At 71.3% G+C, this 20,181-nt stretch carries 17 protein-coding genes; 10 read left to right on the top strand and 7 right to left on the bottom strand.

Annotated elements, in window-relative coordinates:
* The 4 genes from G3I19_RS09320 to G3I19_RS09305 form a co-directional block, all read right to left on the bottom strand.
* On the bottom strand, positions 1-1,936 hold a 1,936-nt coding region (locus G3I19_RS09320; RefSeq protein WP_164261921.1), incomplete at its 3' end, for an AAA family ATPase.
* A gap of 212 nt (positions 1,937-2,148) precedes the next feature.
* Positions 2,149-2,481: a thioredoxin gene (gene trxA / locus G3I19_RS09315; protein WP_164261904.1), complete on the bottom strand. Its 333-nt coding sequence runs from the start codon at positions 2,479-2,481 to the stop codon at positions 2,149-2,151.
* Positions 2,478-2,909, bottom strand: coding sequence for a MerR family transcriptional regulator (locus tag G3I19_RS09310; RefSeq protein ID WP_164261902.1), 432 nt, complete (start codon positions 2,907-2,909; stop codon positions 2,478-2,480). Before G3I19_RS09310 ends, trxA begins: the two co-directional genes overlap by 4 nt.
* Positions 2,910-3,028: 119 nt before the next feature.
* Positions 3,029-4,621 (bottom strand): MFS transporter, encoded by a 1,593-nt coding sequence (locus G3I19_RS09305; RefSeq protein WP_164261917.1) that lies wholly within the window; start codon positions 4,619-4,621, stop codon positions 3,029-3,031.
* A gap of 137 nt (positions 4,622-4,758) precedes the next feature.
* Between G3I19_RS09305 and G3I19_RS09300 the strand changes: the two genes are divergently transcribed.
* The gene (locus tag G3I19_RS09300; protein ID WP_164261899.1) at positions 4,759-5,385 is read left to right on the top strand and encodes a TetR/AcrR family transcriptional regulator; all 627 of its coding nucleotides are present in this window, start codon (positions 4,759-4,761) and stop codon (positions 5,383-5,385) included.
* A gap of 139 nt (positions 5,386-5,524) precedes the next feature.
* Here the strand turns inward: G3I19_RS09300 and G3I19_RS09295 are convergent, their stop codons facing one another.
* Entirely contained in the window at positions 5,525-6,556 is a 1,032-nt protein-coding gene (locus tag G3I19_RS09295; RefSeq protein ID WP_164261897.1) for an alcohol dehydrogenase catalytic domain-containing protein, read from the bottom strand.
* 288 nt (positions 6,557-6,844) lie between these two features.
* Here G3I19_RS09295 and G3I19_RS09290 point away from each other — a divergent pair, with 288 nt between their 5' ends.
* Complete coding sequence (locus G3I19_RS09290; RefSeq protein ID WP_164261894.1) at positions 6,845-7,426, top strand: DNA-3-methyladenine glycosylase I; 582 nt, start codon at positions 6,845-6,847, stop codon at positions 7,424-7,426.
* A 31-nt stretch (positions 7,427-7,457) separates the two neighbouring features.
* Here the strand turns inward: G3I19_RS09290 and G3I19_RS09285 are convergent, their stop codons facing one another.
* A complete protein-coding gene (locus G3I19_RS09285; protein WP_343235036.1) occupies positions 7,458-8,876 on the bottom strand; it encodes a cation:dicarboxylase symporter family transporter in 1,419 nt (472 codons plus the stop codon).
* A gap of 181 nt (positions 8,877-9,057) precedes the next feature.
* Here G3I19_RS09285 and G3I19_RS09280 point away from each other — a divergent pair, with 181 nt between their 5' ends.
* The 6 genes from G3I19_RS09280 to G3I19_RS09255 all read left to right on the top strand — a co-directional run bounded on the left by G3I19_RS09280 (position 9,058) and on the right by G3I19_RS09255 (position 15,510).
* Positions 9,058-10,635 (top strand): sensor histidine kinase, encoded by a 1,578-nt coding sequence (locus G3I19_RS09280; protein WP_164261892.1) that lies wholly within the window; start codon positions 9,058-9,060, stop codon positions 10,633-10,635.
* Positions 10,632-11,306 (top strand): response regulator, encoded by a 675-nt coding sequence (locus tag G3I19_RS09275; protein WP_164261888.1) that lies wholly within the window; start codon positions 10,632-10,634, stop codon positions 11,304-11,306. The genes G3I19_RS09280 and G3I19_RS09275 overlap by 4 nt, the downstream gene beginning before the upstream one ends.
* A gap of 132 nt (positions 11,307-11,438) precedes the next feature.
* A complete protein-coding gene (locus G3I19_RS09270) occupies positions 11,439-12,806 on the top strand; it encodes an extracellular solute-binding protein (protein ID WP_164261885.1) in 1,368 nt (455 codons plus the stop codon).
* Complete coding sequence (locus G3I19_RS09265) at positions 12,803-13,732, top strand: sugar ABC transporter permease (protein WP_164261882.1); 930 nt, start codon at positions 12,803-12,805, stop codon at positions 13,730-13,732. The genes G3I19_RS09270 and G3I19_RS09265 overlap by 4 nt, the downstream gene beginning before the upstream one ends.
* On the top strand, positions 13,732-14,577 hold the full coding sequence (locus tag G3I19_RS09260; protein WP_164261879.1) for a carbohydrate ABC transporter permease: 846 nt from the start codon (positions 13,732-13,734) through the stop codon (positions 14,575-14,577). Before G3I19_RS09265 ends, G3I19_RS09260 begins: the two co-directional genes overlap by 1 nt.
* Positions 14,578-14,835: 258 nt before the next feature.
* On the top strand, positions 14,836-15,510 hold the full coding sequence (locus tag G3I19_RS09255) for a helix-turn-helix transcriptional regulator (RefSeq protein WP_164261876.1): 675 nt from the start codon (positions 14,836-14,838) through the stop codon (positions 15,508-15,510).
* 102 nt (positions 15,511-15,612) lie between these two features.
* Here G3I19_RS09255 and G3I19_RS09250 read toward each other — a convergent pair whose 3' ends face one another.
* A complete protein-coding gene (locus G3I19_RS09250; RefSeq protein WP_164261873.1) occupies positions 15,613-16,638 on the bottom strand; it encodes an ATP-dependent 6-phosphofructokinase in 1,026 nt (341 codons plus the stop codon).
* 229 nt (positions 16,639-16,867) lie between these two features.
* On the opposite strand from G3I19_RS09250, the gene pta reads away from it, so the two are divergent.
* Together pta and G3I19_RS09240 are read left to right on the top strand one after the other, a co-directional pair.
* Entirely contained in the window at positions 16,868-18,967 is a 2,100-nt protein-coding gene (pta, locus tag G3I19_RS09245; protein ID WP_164261870.1) for a phosphate acetyltransferase, read from the top strand.
* The gene (locus G3I19_RS09240; RefSeq protein ID WP_164261867.1) at positions 18,964-20,169 is read left to right on the top strand and encodes an acetate kinase; all 1,206 of its coding nucleotides are present in this window, start codon (positions 18,964-18,966) and stop codon (positions 20,167-20,169) included. The genes pta and G3I19_RS09240 overlap by 4 nt, the downstream gene beginning before the upstream one ends.
* Positions 20,170-20,181: the final 12 nt, after the last annotated feature.

The following is a 20,181-nucleotide window of genomic DNA, read 5'->3' as shown; positions in this document are numbered from 1 at the left end:
GCTCGTCCGCGACGGCGGCGGCGACGGCGCCCGGCAGGTCACCGGTGGCCCGCACCCAGGGGCGTACCCCGGTGGAGCGGATGGAGCGCGGCGGCCGGAAGGACGGGTCGGCGGCCGCCGGGACCGCGGCCGCGACGTCCATGATCTCGGCGGGGGTGCGGTAGTTGATGCCGAGCCGGACCTGCTCGTACCGGTCGTCGACGTACGGGGCGAGCATCGTCGCCCAGTCGCCCACGCCGCCCGGCTCCGCGGTCTGCGCGGGGTCGCCGACCAGGGTCATCGAGCGGGTCGGCGAGCGCCGCATCAGCAGCCGCCACACCATGGGCGACAGCTCCTGCGCCTCGTCCACGATGATGTGGCCGAAGGCCCAGGTGCGGTCGGCCGCCGCGCGTTCGGCGGCGCTGCGGTGGTCGGCCTCCTCGTGGCGCTCGGCCATCCGCTCGGCGTCGATGATGTCGTGCGCCGCGAGCAGTTCGGACTCCTCGTCCTCGAACTCGAAGGACTCGGAGCCAAGCGACAGATCGAGGACGCCCTGGGCGAAAGCGACCTGTTCCTGGCGGGCGGCCTCGGCCGCGGCGCGTACCGCGGAGTCGTCCTCGCCGAGCAGTTCGGCGGCCTCGTCGAGCAGCGGGACGTCGGCGGGCGTCCAGTCGCCGCTCTTGCGGCGGATGGCCTCCGCGTCGGCGTCCGGCAGGTGCACCGGGTCGGTGAGGTAGTCGGCGACGACCTGCTGCGGAGTCAGGGTGGGCCACAACTCCTCGATGGCCGCGTGTACTTCGGGGCTGGAGGCGACCGCCTTGCCGATCTGCGCGAGGTCGTCGGGCCCCAGGAAGTTGGGCCCGCCGTACGGGTCGGCGCCGAGCCGGTCGGCCAGCTGCGCGGTCAGGTCGTCGATGACCCGGAACGCGAAGTGCGGGCGGGCCAGGTTGTGCGGCAGCAGCGTCGCGCGGGCCCGCTCACGGGCGGCGTCGGCGATGGTCCAGTCGAGCAGCAGATCGCCGTCGTCGTGCGGGATGACCAGGGGCTCGCCGGGCTCCGGCGTGCGCTGGAGGTCGCGCACGAAGGCGGCCAGCGCGTCCGCCATGCCGGTGCGCCCCTTGACGGCCGCGGCCGCCGGGGTGTCCGTACCGGTGGCGGTCACGCCGGGGAACAGCTCCCCCGGTGTGGCGAGCAGCACGCCTGTCTCGCCGAGCGAGGGCAGCACCTCGCCGATGTAGCCGAGGAAGGCCGGGTTGGGGCCGACGACCAGGACGGCCCTGCGGGCGAGCTGGTCGCGGTGCGCGTAGAGGAGGTACGCGGCACGGTGCAGCGCGACCGCGGTCTTGCCGGTGCCGGGGCCGCCCTCGACGACGAGGATGCCGTGGTGCGGGGCACGGATGATCTCGTCCTGTTCGGCCTGGATGGTCTGCACGATGTCGTGCATCCGGCCGGTGCGCGCGGAGTCCAGGGCCGCGAGGAGCACCGCGTCGGCGTCGGAGCCCTCGTGCCCGGTCCGCTCGGTGTCGGTGAGGTCCAGGATCTCGTCGTGCAGCGCGGTGACGGTACGGCCCTCGGTGGTGAGGTGCCTGCGGCGGCGCAGCCCCATCGGGGAATGCCCGGTGGCGAGGTAGAAAGGCCGCGCGATCTCGGCCCGCCAGTCGATCACCAGCGGGATGCGTTCGTTGTTCTCGTCCGCCTCTTCGCGGATTCCGATACGGCCGATGTGGTAGCGGGATCCGTCGGTGAAATCAATACGGCCGAAGCAGAGTCCGGATTCCACCGAATTCAGCGCGCTGAGCAGCCCGGACCGTTCGGCGACCAGCACATCGCGCTCGACCCGCGCCTGAAGCCCCTTGCCCACCTGGGCGAACGAGCCCTGGACAGCGGCTTCGGCGCGCTCCCTGAGCGCGTCCAGCCGCCCGTAGAGCCGTGAGACGAATTGCTGCTCGTTCTGCAATTCCTCGGTTGACAATGCAGCTCCTGACGCGATACGGTGCCGTTATAAGACTTCTTCTTGTTCTGCTCTGCGCAAAGACAAGAAGCTCTCACTGTACGCGCAGCAATACCCCGGACGCCAATTCGCCCGGGGTATTTTTTGTGCGGTTTTTTCCGTACGGTCACCGGCCGGTACCAGCACCGGCCCGTACCAGCGCCGCCCCGGGCGCCGCGTCAGAGCACGTCGGCCAGCTCCTGGAGCAGCCGGCGCTTCGGGCGGGCGCCCACCATCGACTTCACCGGCTCCCCGTCGCGGAAGACCATCAGGGTCGGCATCGACAGCACGCCGTACCTGACCATGACCTCCGGGTTGCTGTCGACGTCGAGCTGGACGACCTTGAGGCGTGCGGACTCCTCATCCGCGACGGCGCTGAGCACGGGTGCGAGCTGGCGGCACGGCCCGCACCAGTCGGCGGTGAACTCGACCAGGACGGGCAGTCCGGCCGCGAGCACCTCGCTGTCGAAATCGGCGTCGGTCACGGTGTCGACGCCCTCGGCGTGGATCATCTCGGGTGTTCCTCCCACTCGTTCTCGGACACGGCTCCGCCGGACAGTTCGCAGCGCGGCTCGGGGCCGCCCGGCAACTCCGCCTCCGCGCGGGCCAGTTCCGCGCCCACCCGGGCGCGGACGCCCTGCAGCTCCCCGATCAGGGCGTCCAGCTCGGACAGCTTGCGGCGGTAGACGGCGAGTGAGGCGGGGCAGACGTCCCCTGCCGGGTGCCCGGCGCGCAGACACTCGACGAACGGCCTGGTCTCCTCCAGGTCGAAGCCGAAGTCCTGGAGCGTCCTGATCTGCTGGAGCAGCCGCAGATCGTCCTCGTCGTAGGTCCGGTAGCCGTTCACCGCCCGCCGGGCGGGCAACAGCTCCCGGGACTCGTAGTAGCGCAGAGCACGGGTGGTGGTACCGGCCCGCTCCGCCAGCTCGCCGATTCGCATGCCCCGACGGTAATCCTTGACGTCGGCGTCAAGGCAAGGGCACAAGGCGAAGGGGCGGGGCGCGGAGGCACGGGGGGCGAGAACGGGGGTACGGGGCACCGGGGTTGCGGGCCGGGCCCTCAGACCGAGGTGGCCACCGGCTCCTCCTGGGGCGCCGCCCCGGGCTCCGTACGCCGACCGCGCCCCGGGATCAGGACGGCCACCAGCACCGTGCCCACCCCGAGGATCACCGCGCCGATCAGGCTGGTGTGGGCGACGGCCTGCGAGAAGGCCCCGTCCACCGCGTCCGCCAGGGCGCGCCCCTGCTCGGGGCCCGCCGTGGCGGCGGCCTTGCGCGCCACGGCGAGGCCCGCGCCCACCGAGTCCTGGGCGGTGCTCAGGGCACCGGCGGGCAGCTTGCCGCCGGCCGCGTCCGCGAGGTGCGAGGAGTACGCACCGGAGAGCACAGAGCCGAGAATCGCGATGCCCAGCGAGCCGCCCAGCTCGATCGAGGTGTCGTTGACGGCGCCGCCGACACCGAGTTCGGACTCCGGGAACGCGCCCATGATCGCGTCGGTGCACGGCGAGAGCGCGAGACCGATGGCCAGGCCGAGCAGGATGAGCGGCAGGACGAACTCGCCGTACCCGGAAGCCGCGTCGATGCGGGCGAGCAGGGCGAGCGACGCCGTGCCGCCGACCATGCCGGCGGTGACCGTCACACGCATCCCGAGCCGCGGGGTCAGGACTCCGGTCAGCGCGGACCCGACGAAGACCGCGCCGGCCAGCGGCAGCATCCGTACGCCGGTCTCGAAGGCGTCGAAGCCGAGGACGAACTGGAGGTGCTGGGTCAGGTAGTAGAACGCGCCGAACACGGCCAGGAAGAAGAGCGCGACGGCGAGGTTCGACCCGGCGAACCCGCGGTCGAGGTAGCGCCGTACGTCGAGCACCGGGCGCGGGTGCCGCAGCTCCCACAGCACGAAGACCACGAACCCGGCGCCCGCCACGACGGCCGCGGTGACGGCCTTGGCTCCCCAGCCGAAGTGCGGCCCCTCGATGATCATGTAGACGAGGGCGCCGACGGACACCACCGAGAGCAGCCCGCCCACATAGTCGATCCGGTCGTGGTGACCGGCCTTGGACGGCGGTACGAGGACGAAGGCGCCGATGATGGCGAGCACCGCGATCGGCACATTGATCAGGAACGTCGAGGCCCAGCCGTGGTGCTGGAGCAGCGCGCCCGCGACCAGCGGGCCGGCCGCGATGGCGAGCCCGGCGGTGGCCGTCCACAGGACGATCGCCTTGGCCCGCTCGGCGCGCGGGAAGCTCGCGGCGAGCAGCGAGAGCGTGGCGGGCATGATCATCGCCGCGCCGATCCCCATGACGGCGCGGGCCGCGATGACGCCCGTCGCACTGCCGACCAGCGAGCCGGCGACCGCTCCACCGCCGAAGACGACGAGCCCCAGCACGAGCGCGCCCCGCCTGCTGTACTTGTCGCCGATGGCGCCGAGCAGCAGCATCAGCGCGGCGTACGGGACGGTGTAGCCGTCGATGACCCACTGGAGGTCCGCGCTGCTGAGCCCCAGATCCTGTGTCATGTCGGGGGCCGCGACCGTCAGGGCGGTGTTCGCCATCACGATGATCAGCAGACTCAGACAGAGGACCAGCAGCGCCCACCAGCGGCGCCGGTACGGCCCTGCCATCTCGGCGACCGGCTCTCTCACCACGAGATTCATGACGTTCCACCACTCCACTACTCGCACGCCCACGCGCACACCTGCCGGCGCATGGCTCCGTGCGTACACCGACTTGCACAAGCCTGTGCAATTACACACTGCTGTGCAATTTAGCGCGCTTCCCGGCGCGGTGCAAAATGGGGCCCGTGACTTCCGGACGAGCAGACGCCAACCGCCGCCGCATCCTGGATGTGGCGCTCACCGAGCTGCTGCACGACCCGGACGCCTCGATGGACCAGATCGCCCGCGCGGCCGGGGTCGTACGCCGCACGGTCTACGGCCACTTCCCCAGCCGCGAGGCACTGATCGCCGCCCTCGTCGACAACGCGACGGCCGCCGTGGTCGAGGCGCACGCCACCGGCCGCGCGGGCATCAGCGACCCGGCCGAGGCACTGGCCCGCGCGACCCTCGCGGTCTGGGAGATCGCCGACCGCTACCGCCTGCTGGTCGCACTGGCCCAGCGCAGCGTCACGATGGCAGGCATCAAACAGCGCCTCACCCCGGTACGCGAGATCTGCACGGCACTGATCCAACGAGGCCTGGACGAGGGCGCGTTCACCTCACCGCTGACCGCGGCGGCTCTGGCGTACGTCCATGAGCAGGCACTGTTCGGCCTGATGGAGGCGGTCAACGAGGGCGCGCTCCCGGCCGCCGAGGGCGGAGCGGCGGCAGCCGGCACCCTGCTGATGACAGCGGGCGTACCGGCGGCGCGGGCGACGGCGGTGGTGGACGTGGCGCTCGGGAGGGGGCCCGGTTCCGGGTGACCGCTGCGCGGTTCGAAGGAACCAGCCGCCATGAAGAGGCCGTTGACGGTGGCCTGGGGGGAGCGTCGCCCTGGGTGTGCGCCTGTCCGGGCGATCCCGTTGGGCATACGAATCACACTGGTGCCGGCCTGATCCGGCACTAGCGCCCCGTGGTCAGGACCATACGGAAGCGGGCCGAGCCCGACAGCATGCGGGCGAACGCCTCGTCCGCCTCCTCCAGTGGGGCCTCCTCGGTCCACGAGCGGACGCCCGTCTGTGCGGCGAAGCGCAGGGTGTCCTCCGTGTCCACCGCGGTGCCCGATGCGTGGCCGTAGACCTTCTTCGTACCGTTGATGAACTGCGTCCCGCTGAACGTCATCTCGTCCGGGGTCGCGCCGACCACGATCAGTTCGCCGCGCCTGCCGAGACCGTCGAAGGTCGCCGTCATCGCCGGGCCGTTGGTGACCGTGGCGAGGACGGCCTTCGCGCCGCCCAGCTCCTGGAGCGCGTCCGCGACGTTCTCCGCCGTGCTGTCGATGTAGTGCCTGGCCCCGAGGCCGTAGGCGAGCTTCGCCTTCTCCGCGCCGCGGGCGATCGCCACCGTACGGAAGCCCATCTTCGACGCGAACTGCACGCCGAGGTGGCCGAGGCCGCCGATGCCCAGGACCGCGACCAGGTCGCCCGGGACGGCCGCGCTGCGCCGCAGCGCGTTGAAGACGGTGACACCCGCGCAGGCCAGCGGGGCGGCCTCGACCGAGGTCAGTTCGTCGGGGACCCGGGCCAGCGCGACCGCGGGAACGACGACCGTGTCGGCGTAGCCGCCCGGGTAGGCGGCACCGGGAATCTCCAGCCGGGCGCAGTTGACGGCGTCGCCCGACCGGCAGGCCCCGCAGTAGCCGCAGCTGCCGCCGTACCAGCCGACGGCGACCCGGTCCCCGGCCTGCCAGCCGTCGGCGCCGGGGCCCAGCGCGTCGACGCGGCCCGCGATCTCGTGGCCGGTGGTCACCGGGAACGTCACTCCGGGCAGCATTCCGCCGGTGATCATCGCGTCGGAGTGGCAGATCCCGCACGCCGCCACCGCGATCCTGACGCGGCCCGGCCCCGGTTCGGGAAGGTCGGTGTGTACGAGCGTGAAGGGGCCGCCCGGCTCGGCGACCTGCATGGCGCGGGGGGACGTGGGCGTGGATGTCATGGGGCTTCCTTGCCTTCCGCGGGGTCGGGCGTACGAGGGGTGCTCGGGCGTCGGGGTGCTGACCGCTCCTTCCAGTGTGGGCACTGTCCGGCGGATCGGCACGCGCGCCCGGGGGCGCGGCCGCGGGCGGTGGATCGTGCCGGCTCAGTGGGGGTGTGCCGGAGGGCAGCCGGGTGGCGGCGTCGGCTCGCGGGCCCGTTGTCAGTGGTCGGTGACAGCATGTGAAGCGGGTCGGCTGCTGCCGTGTCCCTTGCGCAACTCCACGCCCCCGCACCCCAGGGAATCCGTATGAAGCACGCCGAACACCGCTGCGCCTGGGCGGACAGCTCCGAGCTGATGGCCGCCTACCACGACGAGGAGTGGGGCCGCCCCTCGCACGACGACCGCTACCTCTTCGAGTTCCTCGTCCTGGAGGGCGCCCAGGCCGGGCTCTCCTGGTCGACCGTGCTCAACAAACGGGCCAACTACCGGCGGCTGCTCGACGGGTTCGACCCGGTGCGGATCGCCGCGTACGACGAGGACAAGCTGGCTGAGCTGCTCGGCGACCCCGGCATCGTACGGAACAGGCTGAAGGTCGCCTCGCTGGTGAAGAACGCCCGGGCCTTCCTCGCCGTCCAGCGGGAGTTCGGCTCGTTCGACGCGTACCTCTGGCAGTGGACCGACGGGAAGCCGGTCGTCAGCCGGCCGGGGCCGGGCGACCCGCTGCCGACCAGCACCGAGCTGTCCGACCGGATCAGCAAGGATCTGAAGCGGCGCGGGTTCACCTTCGTCGGCACCACCATCGTCTACGCCTATCTGGAGGCCGTCGGTGTCGTCGACGACCACTGGACGGGCTGTCCGGCAGCGGGAGCGGTGCCGCTGCCGGGCTGAGCCGGACACGAAGACTCCAGAGACTCCGGGCTCAGCCCCTGGCCGCCGTCTCCTTGCCGCCGTCCCTGGACGCCGGCACGTCCTGCTGCTCCCGGGGCCCGGCCCCCTCTGCGTCCGCAGCGCCGCCGTCCTCGGCGCCCTCGCTCCCGGCGCCTTCCGGCCGGTCGTCCATCAGCGACGCCTCGTCGAACGGCAGCCGCCCGGAGAGCACCTCCACGGCGCGTGCCTTGTCGATCTCCTTCGTCCAGGTGCCGACCAGGACCGTCGCGACGGCGTTCCCGGCGAAGTTCGTCATCGCCCTCGCCTCACTCATGAAGCGGTCGATGCCGACGATCAGGCCGACCCCGTCGACCAGATCGGGGCGGTGCGACTGGAGGCCCCCGGCGAGCGTGGCGAGGCCCGCGCCGGTGACGCCCGCCGCGCCCTTCGACGCGACGATCATGAAGAGCAGCAGCGAGATCTGCTCGCCGCCGCTCAGCGGCTTGTCCATCGCGTTGGCCACGAAGAGAGCCGACATCGTCAGATAGATCGCGGTGCCGTCGAGGTTGAAGGAGTACCCGGTCGGGACCGTGATCCCGGCGACCGGCCTGCTCACACCCAGGTGCTCCATCTTGGCGATCAGCCGCGCCAGCGCCGACTCCGACGACGAGGTCGAGAGGATCAGCAGGAACTCACGGCCCAGATACTTCAGCAGCATGAAGATGTTCATGCCGGCGATCAGCCGCAGCAGCGCGCCGAGCACGACGAAGACGAAGAGCGCACAGGTCAGATAGAAGCCGATCATGATGACGGCCAGTGACTTCAGCGCGTCCACCCCGGTCTCGCCGACCACCGCGGCCATCGCGCCGAACGCGCCCACCGGAGCGGCCCACATGATCATGGCGAGGATACGGAACACCAGCCGCTGGATGTGCTCGATACCGCGCAGCACAGGCCGGCCCGCCGGGCCGATCGCCTGGAGCGCGAACCCGGAGAGCAGCGCGATCAGCAGCGTCTGGAGCACCTGGCCCTCGGTGAAGGCGGAGACCATGGTCGTCGGGATGATGCCGAGCAGGAAGTCCGCGGTGGAGTCCCCCGCTCCGGTGGCCTGTGCGGCGCCCGCGTGCCGCACCGCCTCCGTCAGATGCAGCCCGGAGCCCGGCTCCAGTACGTTCCCGACGACCAGCCCGATGGCCAGCGCCACCGTCGACATCACCAGGAAGTAGCCCAGCGCCAGACCGCCGACCGCGCCGACCTTGGCCGCCTTGCGGACCGAGCCGACCCCGAGCACGATCGTGCAGAAGATGATGGGCGAGATCATCATCTTGATGAGATTCACGAACCCGGTGCCCAGCGGCTTGAGTTCGACGGCGACCCCGGGTGCGGCGAAGCCGACCACGATGCCGAGCACCACCGCGGCGATCACCGCGAGATACAGATAGTGCGTACGGTCCCGCTTCTTTGCGGCCACGCTTGCCTCCTCGTACAGGACCGGTACACCGACCGATCCATGACCGGTCCACGCCCGGTCCACGTCCGATCCACATCCCTGACCATCCCGGTGGATCCCCGAGACTCTCCATCAGCCTGTGACCGCGGTCACCCTTGCGTGCATTTCGTTCACGCATTTCGCAGCGTGCAGACTGTCGGCCATGCACATACGCGCCCCGCGGCCCCGCAGCCTGGCCGGCCAGCTCTTCGCGATGCAGGTCGTGCTGGTCGCGGTGATCGTGGCCGGGTGCGCGGTGTTCAGCTATGTGTCGGACCAGCGCCAGGCCCGGGCGGCCGCGCGGCGCCAGGCCACCGCCGCCGCCACCGCCGTGGCCCTCTCCCCCTCCGTGCGCCGGGCGACCGTCTCGGACGACCCGTCGGCGGTGCTCCAGCCGTACGCGGAGCAGGTGCGCCGCTCCACCGGGGTGGCCTTCGTGACGATCATGGATGTGCACGGGATCCGCTGGACGCACCCCGACCCCGGCAGGATCGGTGAGCACTACCTGGGCCACACCGCTGAGGCCCTGCACGGCAGGACGTACGCCGAGACGTACACCGGCACGCTCGGCCCGTCCGCCCGGGTGGTCACCCCGGTCCGGGCCGACGGCGGCGCGCACGGCAAGGTCACCGGGCTGGTCAGCGCGGGCATCACCGTGGACCGGATCGACGCGGAGCTCCAGGCGCAGGTGAGTGTGCTGCTCTGGTTCGCCGGGGTCGCCCTCGCGCTGGGCGGCATCGGTACGTACGTCATCAACGCGCGGCTGCGCCGCCACACGCACGGGATGAACCCGGCCGAGCTGAGCCGGATGCACGACTACCACCAGGCCACCCTGCACGCCGTGCGGGAGGGGCTGCTGATGCTGGACAGCGGCCGCCGGATCGCGCTCATCAACGACGGCGGCCGGGAGCTGCTGGGGCTCGGCGACGACGTGGTGGGGCGTAGCGCCGCCGAGCTGGGGCTGCCCGCGCCGCTCACCGGGCTGCTGCTCGCCGAGGGGCCGCGGGTGGACGAGGTGCATCTGACCGCCGACCGGGTCGTGGTCGTCAACAGCCGCCCGGTCTCGTCGGGCGAGCACCGGGGCACGGTCGTCACCCTGCGCGACCGCACCGAACTCCAGGCGCTCTCGGGCGAGCTGGACTCGGAGCGCGGCTTCACGCAGGCGCTGCGCGCGCAGGCCCATGAGGCGGCCAACCGGCTGCACACGGTCGTCTCGCTGATCGAGCTGGGGCGGGCGGCGGAGGCGGTCGAGTTCGCGACCGGCGAGCTGGAACTGGCGCAGACCCTCACCGACCGGGTGGTGGGCGCCGTGGACGAACCGGTGCTGGCCGCGCTGCTGCTCGGGAAGGCGGCGCAGGCCAATGAGCGCGGGGTCGAGCTGGTGCTGGCCGACGACAGTGTCCTCGACGACGGGCTGCTGCCCGCCCGTGACCTGGTCACGATCCTCGGCAACCTCATCGACAACGCGGTCGACGCCGCGCAGGGCAGCGAAGGCGCCCGGGTCACCGTGACGGTCCGCGCGGCGGACGGTGAGCTGCTGATCCGGGTCCGCGACACCGGCCCGGGTGTCGCGCCCGGCGACGACGTGTTCCGGCTCGGCTGGTCCACCAAGAGCACCGGCCGCGGCCTCGGCCTGGCCCTGGTCAGGCAGACCGTCCTGCGCGGCGGGGGTACGGTCACGGCGGCGGGCCCGGAGTTCGTCGTACGGCTGCCGGTCCGACAGGAGGTGACCCCGGCGTGATCAGGGTGCTGGTGGTCGAGGACGACCCGGTCGCGGCGGACGCGCACGAGCTGTACGTGGGCCGGGTGCCCGGTTTCGGCGTGACGGCGAAGGCCCACTCCAGGGCGGAGGCCGTACGGATCCTGGACCGTACACCGGTCGATCTGCTGCTGCTCGATCTGCATCTGCCGGACGGCCACGGCCTGCAGCTGGTGCGGTCGCTGCGCGCCGCCGGGCACACCGCCGACGTCATCGCCGTGACCTCGGCGCGCGACCTGGCCGTCGTACGGGAGGGGGTCTCGCTCGGTGTGGTGCAGTACGTGCTGAAACCGTTCACCTTCGCCACGCTGCGCGACCGTCTCGTCCGGTACGCGGACTTCCGGGGAGCGGCTGCGGGTGAGGCGAGCGGCCAGGACGAGGTGGACCGGGCGCTCGCCACCCTGCGTACACCCGAACCGGCGTCGCTCCCCAAGGGGTTGAGCGCTCCGACGCTGGAGGCGGTGACCCGCACCCTGCGGGCGGCGGCGGACGGGACGACGGCCACCGCGGCGGGTGAGGCGGTCGGTATCTCACGGATCACGGCGCGCCGCTATCTGGAACACCTGGTGACGACGGGCCGGGCGGTGCGCCGCCCGCAGTACGGTCAGGTCGGGCGGCCGGAACTGCAGTACCGGTGGCTGAGCCGGCCGTAGCGGACCGCGCGGGCCCTTCGGCCGGCCGGCCCAACAACGTTGTCATGCACGGGCATTGACCTTGAATTGCGGACCGCCATACCTTCGCCGGGCAGCCGCTGACCGCGGTTCGCGCCAGAGGAGGTCGTGCCCGTGCGCCCCACCGCCCCGCTCATCCTCGCCGCCGCAGCCACCGTCCTCGCCGCAGGGTCCCTCACCGCCTGCGGGAGTGGGTCCGGCAGCGATCCGGACACCGTCAAGGTCGCCTACAACCGGAACACGGACAACAACGTCCGCTTCAAGGACCAGTTCCTGGATTCCATGAAGAAGCAGTTCGAGAAGGCCCACCCCGGCAAGAAGATCGAACTCGTCCCCATCCAGGCACCGGACGACGACTACGCGACCAAGGTGCAGCAGATGATGCGCTCCCCCAGGACCGCGCCCGACCTCGTCTACGAGGACACGTTCCGGATCAACTCCGACATCAAGGCGGGGTATCTGCGGCCGCTGGACGGCTATCTGGCGAAGTGGCCGGCCTGGGACCATTTCGCGGACACCGCGAAGTCGGCGGCGAAGGCCGGGGACGGGAAGACGTACGGCGTCCCGGACGGCACGGACACCCGCGGGCTCTGGTTCAACAAGAAGCTGTTCGCCAAGGCGGGGCTGCCCGCCGACTGGCATCCGAAGAGCTGGGCGGATGTGCTGGACACCGCCCGCACCATCAAGAAGAAGCTCCCGGGCGTCATCCCGCTGAACGTCTACACCGGCAAGGCACCCGGTGAGGTCGCGGTGATGCAGGGTTTCGAGATGCTGCTGTACGGCACCGGCGGCAATCCGCTCTACGACCCGGCGGCGAAGAAGTGGGTCACCGGGGGCAAGGGCTTCAAGGACGCGCTGGACTTCGTCCACACGGTGTACGGCGAGAAGCTGGGCCCCGACCCGTCGGACGCCCTCGACGCCAACATCAATACGACCGTGGGCACCGAGCTGCTGCCCGAGGGCAAGCTCGCCATCGATCTGGACGGGTCCTGGCTCGGCCAGCTCTGGCTCGGCAACGGCACCAAGAAGTGGCCCGAGTGGAGCACCACGCTCGGGCAGGCGCCCATGCCGACCCAGCACGGGCAGTCCCCGGGCGAGGTCTCGATGTCCGGCGGCTGGACGTGGGCGATCCCGCAGAAGTCCCACAATGCCGCGCTCGCCTGGGAGTTCATCCAGCAGTTGCAGCAGAAGGAGAACGCCGTCAGGTGGGACATCGCCGACGCCCAGATCGCGGTGCGCGACGACGTGGCGGCGGACCCGAAGTACCTGAACTCCATGCCGGGCATCAAGTTCTTCACGTCCCTGGTGAAGAACACCCACTACCGGCCCGCGCTGCCGGTCTATCCGCAGGTGTCGTCCGCGATCGGCGAGGCCCTGGAGTCGGTGACCACCGGTGACTCCACCCCGGTCGGCGCGGCGAAGTCGTACGACGGCCAGCTGAAGTCCGTCACCGGCGGCGCGGTCGTCGACAGGACCGGATGAGCGCCCAGGGCGGGACGGGCGCCCAGAGCTGGACGGGCTCCCAGGGCGGGACGGGCGCCGTGCCCCGAGTGCGGCGGCAGCCGGTCCGCTGGCTGCCACTGGCCCCCGCCACACTTCTGCTGCTGCTCTTCCTGGCCGGCCCCATCTGCTACTGCGTCTATATCGCCTTCACCAACATGCAGCTCACCGGCGCTTCCCACACGGACTTCGTGGGCCTGGCCAACTTCCGCAAGGCGCTGTCCGACGCACGGTTCCGCAACGCGGTGTGGCTCACGCTGGTCTTCACCTTCCTCTCATCGGTCGTCGGCCAGAACACGCTGGGGCTGGCGCTGGCCGGTCTGATGCGCCGCGCCTCGCGCCCCGTCCGTACGCTGACCGGCGCCCTGGTCATCACGGCGTGGGTGCTGCCGGAGATCGTCGCGGCCTTTCTGCTCTACGCGTTCTTCCGCCGCGAGGGCACCCTCGACGCCGTACTGCACTGGCTCCGTCTCCCGGGCCAGAACTGGCTGTTCACCCTGCCGATCATTGCCGTGTCGTTCGCCAACGTCTGGCGCGGCACCGCCTTCTCGATGCTGATCTACTCGGCGGCGCTCGCGGAGATCCCCGGGGAGATCACCGAGGCGGCGGAGGTGGACGGCGCGAGCGGCTGGCGGGCGGTGTGGCACATCACGCTGCCGATGATCCGGCGTTCGATCGGCACCAATCTGATGCTCAACACCCTCCAGACCCTCTCGGTGTTCGGTCTGATCTGGGCGATGACCCGCGGCGGCCCGGGTGACCGCAGCCAGACGCTGCCGGTCTTCATGTACGACCAGGCGTTCACCAAGAGCCTCATCGGCTACGGCACCGCGGTGGCGCTGCTGCTGCTCCTGGTGGGGGCGCTCTTCTCGGTCGTCTATCTCCGGCTGATGAAGGTGGAGGTCTGATGCGCCCGGTGCACACGGCGCTGACCCGGCGTACCCGGCGCAGGCTGGCGGCGGACGCGGCGCTGCTGGTGGTGGCCGCCGCGTTCGTGCTGCCGCTCGCCTGGCTGGTGCTGGCCTCGTTCGACAGCAGCGCGAACCTGCGCGTACGGGTGCCCGCGTCGCCCACCCTGGACAACTTCTCGGCGGTCCTCACCGACGAGATCACCTTCACGCCGATGCTCAACAGCCTGGTGCTCTGCGGCAGCGCGACCGTACTGACGGTGGTCTGCGCGGTCCTCGCCGCGTACCCGCTGTCCCGCTACCGCTCGCGGTTCAACCGGCCGTACCTGCTCACGATCCTCTTCTCGACCTGTCTGCCGATCACCGCGGTCATGGTCCCGGTGTACGGACTCTTCGTGCAGGTCAACCTGGTCGACACGGTGTACGGCACGGCCCTCTTCCTCGCCACCTCCCAGCTCCCGTTCGCCATCTGGCTCATGAAGAACTTCATGGACGGGGTCCCGAAGGTCCTGGAGGAGGCGGCCTGGACGGACGGCGCGTCCATGCCGCAGACCCTGCGGCGGGTGGTGCTGCCGCTGATGGGGCCGGGGGCCGCGGTCGTGATGATCTACACGTTCATCATGCTCTGGGGGAACTTCTTCGTCCCGTTCATGCTGCTGCTCAGCCCGGACCAACTCCCCGCTTCCGTCACCATCTTCACCCTCTTCGGCAACTACGGATCGGTGGCCTACGGCCAGCTGGCGGCCTTCTCGATCCTCTACTCCACGCCTGTTCTGGTGCTGTACATCCTGATCTCGCGGCGGCTGGGCGGCGGCTTCGCGCTGGGCGGGGCCGTCAAGGGATGACGGCGGGACGGGGCGAGCGGGGAGGGAGAGCGGGGCGGGAGAGCGGGGCGGGACGAGCGGGACGGGCCGAGCTGGGCGGGGCGAGCGGGGCGGGGCGAGCGGGACGGAACGAGCGGGGCGGGGCGAGCGGGACGGAACGAGCGGGGAACGGGCCGGAGGTGACGGCCGGGTGACCGGTCTCCCATACGTTTCTCCACATACCGAGACTGTGTGAACAAACCGTATTCGCGGGACCCCCCTTGCCCTTACGGTGTGCCCGTGCACCAGACCCCGCCCTTCGATGCCCCCGCCGCACGCCGTCTCCGCGAGGCACTGGGCATGGCGCCCGGCCATGTCGCCTACGGGCTGCGCGCCCAGTACGGACTCCTCGTCACCCCGGATGTGGTGGCCGCCTGGGAACGCGGCCTCCAGTCACCGACCGCGCGTGAACTGACCGCGCTCGCCGGGGTGCTGTGGTGCTCCCCCGGCGACCTGCTGGTCGAGGCGGTCACGCTGCGCGAGCACCGGCTGGCGCGCGGCATGGCACCGGAGGACGTGGCCCGGCGGGTCGGCATGGACACCGGGGCCTATGTCAAGGTCGAGGAGTCGGGGCGCTGGCGCGGCAATGAACGCCAGTCGGCGGCGCTCGCCGACGCCCTCTCGCTGACCCCGGCGGCCTTCCTCACGGCGACGGGCCGCGACGGGGAGCTGGCCGGGATCCTGACCAGCGCGGTGACCACCCGCTGGCAGGCCCACGTCAAAGCCACGGCCAAGCTCGTACCGCTGCCCCGCACCGAGCTGGAGCGGGTGCTTGAGCGGCTGCACTCCGACTACCAGGCGCTGATGGTGGCCACCCTCAACTGGGGGTCGACGGAGGAGGCGGGCACGGGCGACGCGGGGCAGGCGTTCCTGGACTCGATCGTGGTCCGCTTCTGGGAGCTCGTCGGGGACTGAACGGGAGCCGCCGGGCGACGGGCGCTGGACGGCAGGCGACGAGCGAGAGACTCCGCGGGACGGCAGGCGCCGAGGCGAGACGCTCCGTGGGGCGGCCAGGCGCTAGAAGACCGACTCCGCCTCGTACATCCGGCTCTCGTCGACGGTCTTCAGATGGGCCACCGCGTCCGCCAGCGGCACCATCGCGATGTCCGTGCCGCGCAGCGCCGTCATATTGCCGAAGTCGCCGCGGTGCACCGCCTCCACCGCGTGCCAGCCGAAGCGTGTCGCCAGGACCCGGTCGTACGCGGTGGGGGTGCCGCCGCGCTGGACGTGGCCGAGGATGACCGGCCTGGCCTCCTTGCCGAGCCGGGTCTCCAGCTCGATGGCGAGGCGGGTGCCGATGCCGGTGAAGCGCTCGTGGCCGAACTGGTCGATGACGCCCTTCTCGTACGGCATGGAACCCTCGGCCGGGTGGGCGCCCTCGGCGACACAGATGACGGCGAACCGCTTCCTGCGGGCGAAGCGCTCCTCGACCATCTTGACCAGGTCGTCGACCTCGAAGCGGCGCTCGGGCAGGCAGATGCCGTGGGCGCCGCCCGCCATGCCGGACTCCAGGGCGATCCATCCGGCGTGCCGGCCCATGACCTCGACGACCATCACGCGCTGGTGCGACTCGGCGGTGGTCTTCAGCCGGTCGATCGCCTCGGTCGCGACGCCGACGGCCGTGTCGAAGCCGAAGGTGCGGTCGGTGCCTGAGATGTCGTTGTCGATGGTCTTGGGGACGCCCACCACGGGCATCCCGGCGTCGGAGAGCATCCGGGCCGCGGTGAGGGTGCCCTCGCCGCCGATCGGGATGAGCGCGTCGATGCCGTAGCGCTCGGTCAGCTCGGCGCAGTTCTCGGCGGCCTCGCGCAGCCGGTCGCGCTCCAGGCGGGCGGAGCCGAGGATGGTGCCGCCGCGGGCGAGGATGCCGCTGACCGCGTTGAGGTCGAGGGGGCGGTAGTGGCCGTCGAGCAGGCCCTTGAAGCCGTCCTCGAAGCCGATGACTTCGTCGTTGTGCCCGGCAACGGCACGGTGCACGACCGACCGGATGACGGCATTGAGGCCGGGGCAGTCGCCGCCCGCGGTGAGGACTCCGATGCGCATCGTGCTGATTCTCCTGCTCCTAGTGGTACCTGCGAGCCGTGCCGATTCTTCCACGGCCGGTGGGCCGTGCGGTTTCGCCGCCGTCCCGTACGCAGGGCGTGGACAGGCGGCGTAGCCAGCCCCGAGGGTACTGTCAAGAGGGCGCGCAGGGCCGCCACGGGGCCCGCCGATCACGCGGCCCCCGTCAGGAACGAGAAGCAGACGACGAGGCAGAGGACGGAGAGCACGCGTGACGCGCAGCGTGTACGTGACCGGGATCGACCGCGGCGACGGCCGCCAGGTCGTCGAGCTGGGGGTCATGGAACTCCTCACCCGCCAGGTGGACCGGGTCGGGATCTTCCGGCCACTGGTGCACGACGGTCCCGACCGGATGTTCGAGCTGCTGCGGTCGCGCTACCGGCTGAGCCAGGACCCGGCATCGGTGTACGGCATGGACTACCACGAGGCGTCCGCCCTCCAGGCCGAGCAGGGCACGGACGAGCTGGTCTCGCATCTGGTGGGCCGCTTCCACGAGGTGGCCCGCGCGTACGAGGTGGTGCTCGTCCTCGGTACCGACTTCGCGGCCACCCAGCTCCCCGACGAGCTGGCGCTGAACGCCCGGCTGGCCAATGAGTTCGGCGCTTCGGTGATCGCGGTGGTCGGCGGCAAGGGCCAGCCGCCCGAGTCCGTACGCGCCGAGACCCGCAACGCCTACCGGGCGTACGAGGTGCTGGGCTGCGACGTCATCACCATGGCGGTGAACCGGGTGGCCCCGGGCGACCGCGACGAGCTGGCCGGACAGCTCGCCGCGCAGCTTCCGGTGCCGTGCTCGGTGCTGCCCGACGAGCCGGCGCTGGCCGCGCCGACGGTCGCCCAGATCAGCCATGCGCTGGGCGGCACGGTCCTGCTCGGCGATGAGGCGGGGCTGGCCAGGGACGCGCTGGACTTCGTGTTCGGCGGGGCCATGCTGCCGAATCTGCTGAACGCGCTCACGCCCGGCTGTCTGGTCGTGACCCCCGGGGACAGGTCCGACCTGGTGGTCGGCTCGCTCGCCGCGCACAGCGCGGGCACCCCGCCGATCGCCGGTGTGCTGCTGACACTGGACGAGCGTCCGGGCGAGGCGATCCTCCGGCTGGCGGGCCGGCTGGCGCCCGGCACCCCGGTGGTCGCCGTGACGGGCGGGTCGTTCCCGACGGCGGGCGAGCTGTTCGCCCTGGAGGGGCGGATGGACGCGGCGACCCCGCGCAAGGCGGAGACCGCGCTCGGCCTCTTCGAACGTCATGTGGACACCGCCGAGCTGCTGGAACGTCTCTCGGTGGCGCGCAGCGGCCGGGTCACCCCGATGATGTTCGAGCACGAGCTGCTGGAGACCGCGCGGGCGGACCGCCGCCGGGTGGTGCTGCCCGAGGGCACCGAGGAGCGGGTGCTGCGCGCCGCGGACGTCCTGCTGCGCCGCGGGGTCTGCGACCTGACGCTGCTGGGCGATCCGGAGACCGTCCGCAAGAAGGCGGCGGACCTGGGCATCGACCTGTCGGCGGCCGATGTCGTCGACCCGGTGACATCGGAGCTGCGCCGGCGGTTCGCCGAGGTGTACGCGAAGCTCCGGGCGCACAAGGGCGTCACCGTGGAGCTGGCCCACGACGTGGTCGCTGATGCCTCGTACTTCGGCACGCTGATGGTCCAGGAGGGCCTGGCCGACGGCATGGTCTCGGGTGCGGTGCACTCGACGGCGGCGACGATCAGGCCCGCCTTCGAGATCATCAAGACGAAGGAGGACGCGTCGATCGTCTCGTCGGTGTTCTTCATGTGTCTCGCCGACAAGGTGCTCGTGTACGGCGACTGCGCGGTCAACCCGGACCCGGACGACAAGCAGCTCGCGGACATCGCGGTGCAGGCGGCGGCGACCGCCGCCCAGTTCGGGGTGGAGCCGCGCATCGCGATGCTCTCGTACTCGACCGGCACATCCGGTTCCGGTGCGGACGTCGACAAGGTGCGCCGGGCCACCGAGCTGGTCAGGGCGGCCAGGCCCGATCTGCTGATCGAGGGGCCCATCCAGTACGACGCGGCGGTGGAGCCGTCCGTGGCCGCCACCAAACTGCCGGGGTCGGCGGTCGCCGGGCAGGCCAGCGTGCTGGTCTTCCCCGACCTCAACACCGGTAACAACACCTACAAGGCCGTGCAGCGCTCGGCCGGGGCCGTGGCGGTGGGCCCGGTGCTCCAGGGGCTGCGCAAGCCGGTCAACGACCTGTCGCGGGGCGCGCTCGTCGAGGACATCGTCAACACCGTCGCGATCACCGCGATCCAGGCTCAGGGCGTGGGCCGGAGCAGGGCCCAGGAGGGATCCGTATGACCGCCACCCGTGTTCTCGTTCTCAACTCCGGCTCCTCGTCGGTGAAGTACCAGCTCCTGGACATGGCGGACGGCAGCAAGCTGGCGACGGGTCTGGTCGAGCGGATCGGCGAGGCGGCCTCGCGCTGTGTGCACACCCTGCTGACGCCCGGCGGCTCCACCCGGGAGCAGAGCGGCCATATCGCCGACCACTCGGCGGCGCTGAAGGCCGTGGCGGCCGAGCTGGACGCCGACGGGCTCGGCCTGGACTCCCCCGAGCTGGCCGCGATCGGCCACCGGGTGGTGCACGGCGGGCTGCGGTTCACCGCTCCCACGGTCGTGGACGACGCGGTACTCAAGGAGATCGAGCGCCTGGTACCGGTCGCCCCGCTGCACAACCCGGCGAACATCATCGGTATCCGCACCGCCCGCGAGCTCCGCCCCGACCTGCCCCAAGTGGCCGTCTTCGACACGGCGTTCCACACGACGATGCCGGAGTACGCGGCGCGGTACGCCATCGACGTGGCGACCGCGGACGCCCACCGCATCCGCCGGTACGGCTTCCACGGCACCTCCCACGCGTACGTCTCGCGCAGGACTGCGGCGCTGCTGGGCCGGACGCCCGAAGAGGTCAACGTCATCGTGCTGCACCTCGGCAACGGGGCGTCGGCGTCCGCGGTGGCCGGCGGGGTCTGTGTGGACACCTCCATGGGGCTGACGCCGCTGGAGGGGCTGGTGATGGGGACACGGTCCGGTGACATCGATCCGGCGGTGATCTTCCACCTCACCCGGGTGGCCGGAATGTCCATCGACGATATCGACGCGCTGCTCAACAAGAAGAGCGGTCTTGTCGGGCTGTGCGGGGACAATGACATGCGGGAAATCGTCCGCAGGACCGACGAGGGCGATGAGCGTGCGGAACTGGCCTTCGATATCTACGTACAGCGGTTGAAGAAGTACATCGGGGCCTATACCGCGGTACTCGGCCGGGTGGACGCCGTGGCGTTCACCGCGGGGGTCGGTGAGAACTCCGCCCCGGTGCGCGCGGCGGCCGTCGCGGGCCTGGAGGGGCTGGGCCTCACGGTCGACGCGGGGCTCAATGCCGTACGTTCCGACAAAGCCCGGCTGATTTCCCCGGAGGGGTCCCGGGTGGCTGTGGCCGTGGTTCCGACGGACGAGGAACGTGAAATCGCGCAGCAGGTATACGCCTTGGTGAATGACTGACACCTGAGCGCC

The sequence above is a fragment of the Streptomyces sp. SID10853 genome, from assembly GCF_010548145.1.
In the GTDB taxonomy this organism is placed as follows: domain Bacteria; phylum Actinomycetota; class Actinomycetes; order Streptomycetales; family Streptomycetaceae; genus Streptomyces.
Note: the sequence above shows the minus strand (reverse complement) of the source record. Positions and strands in the feature narration are given on the sequence as shown.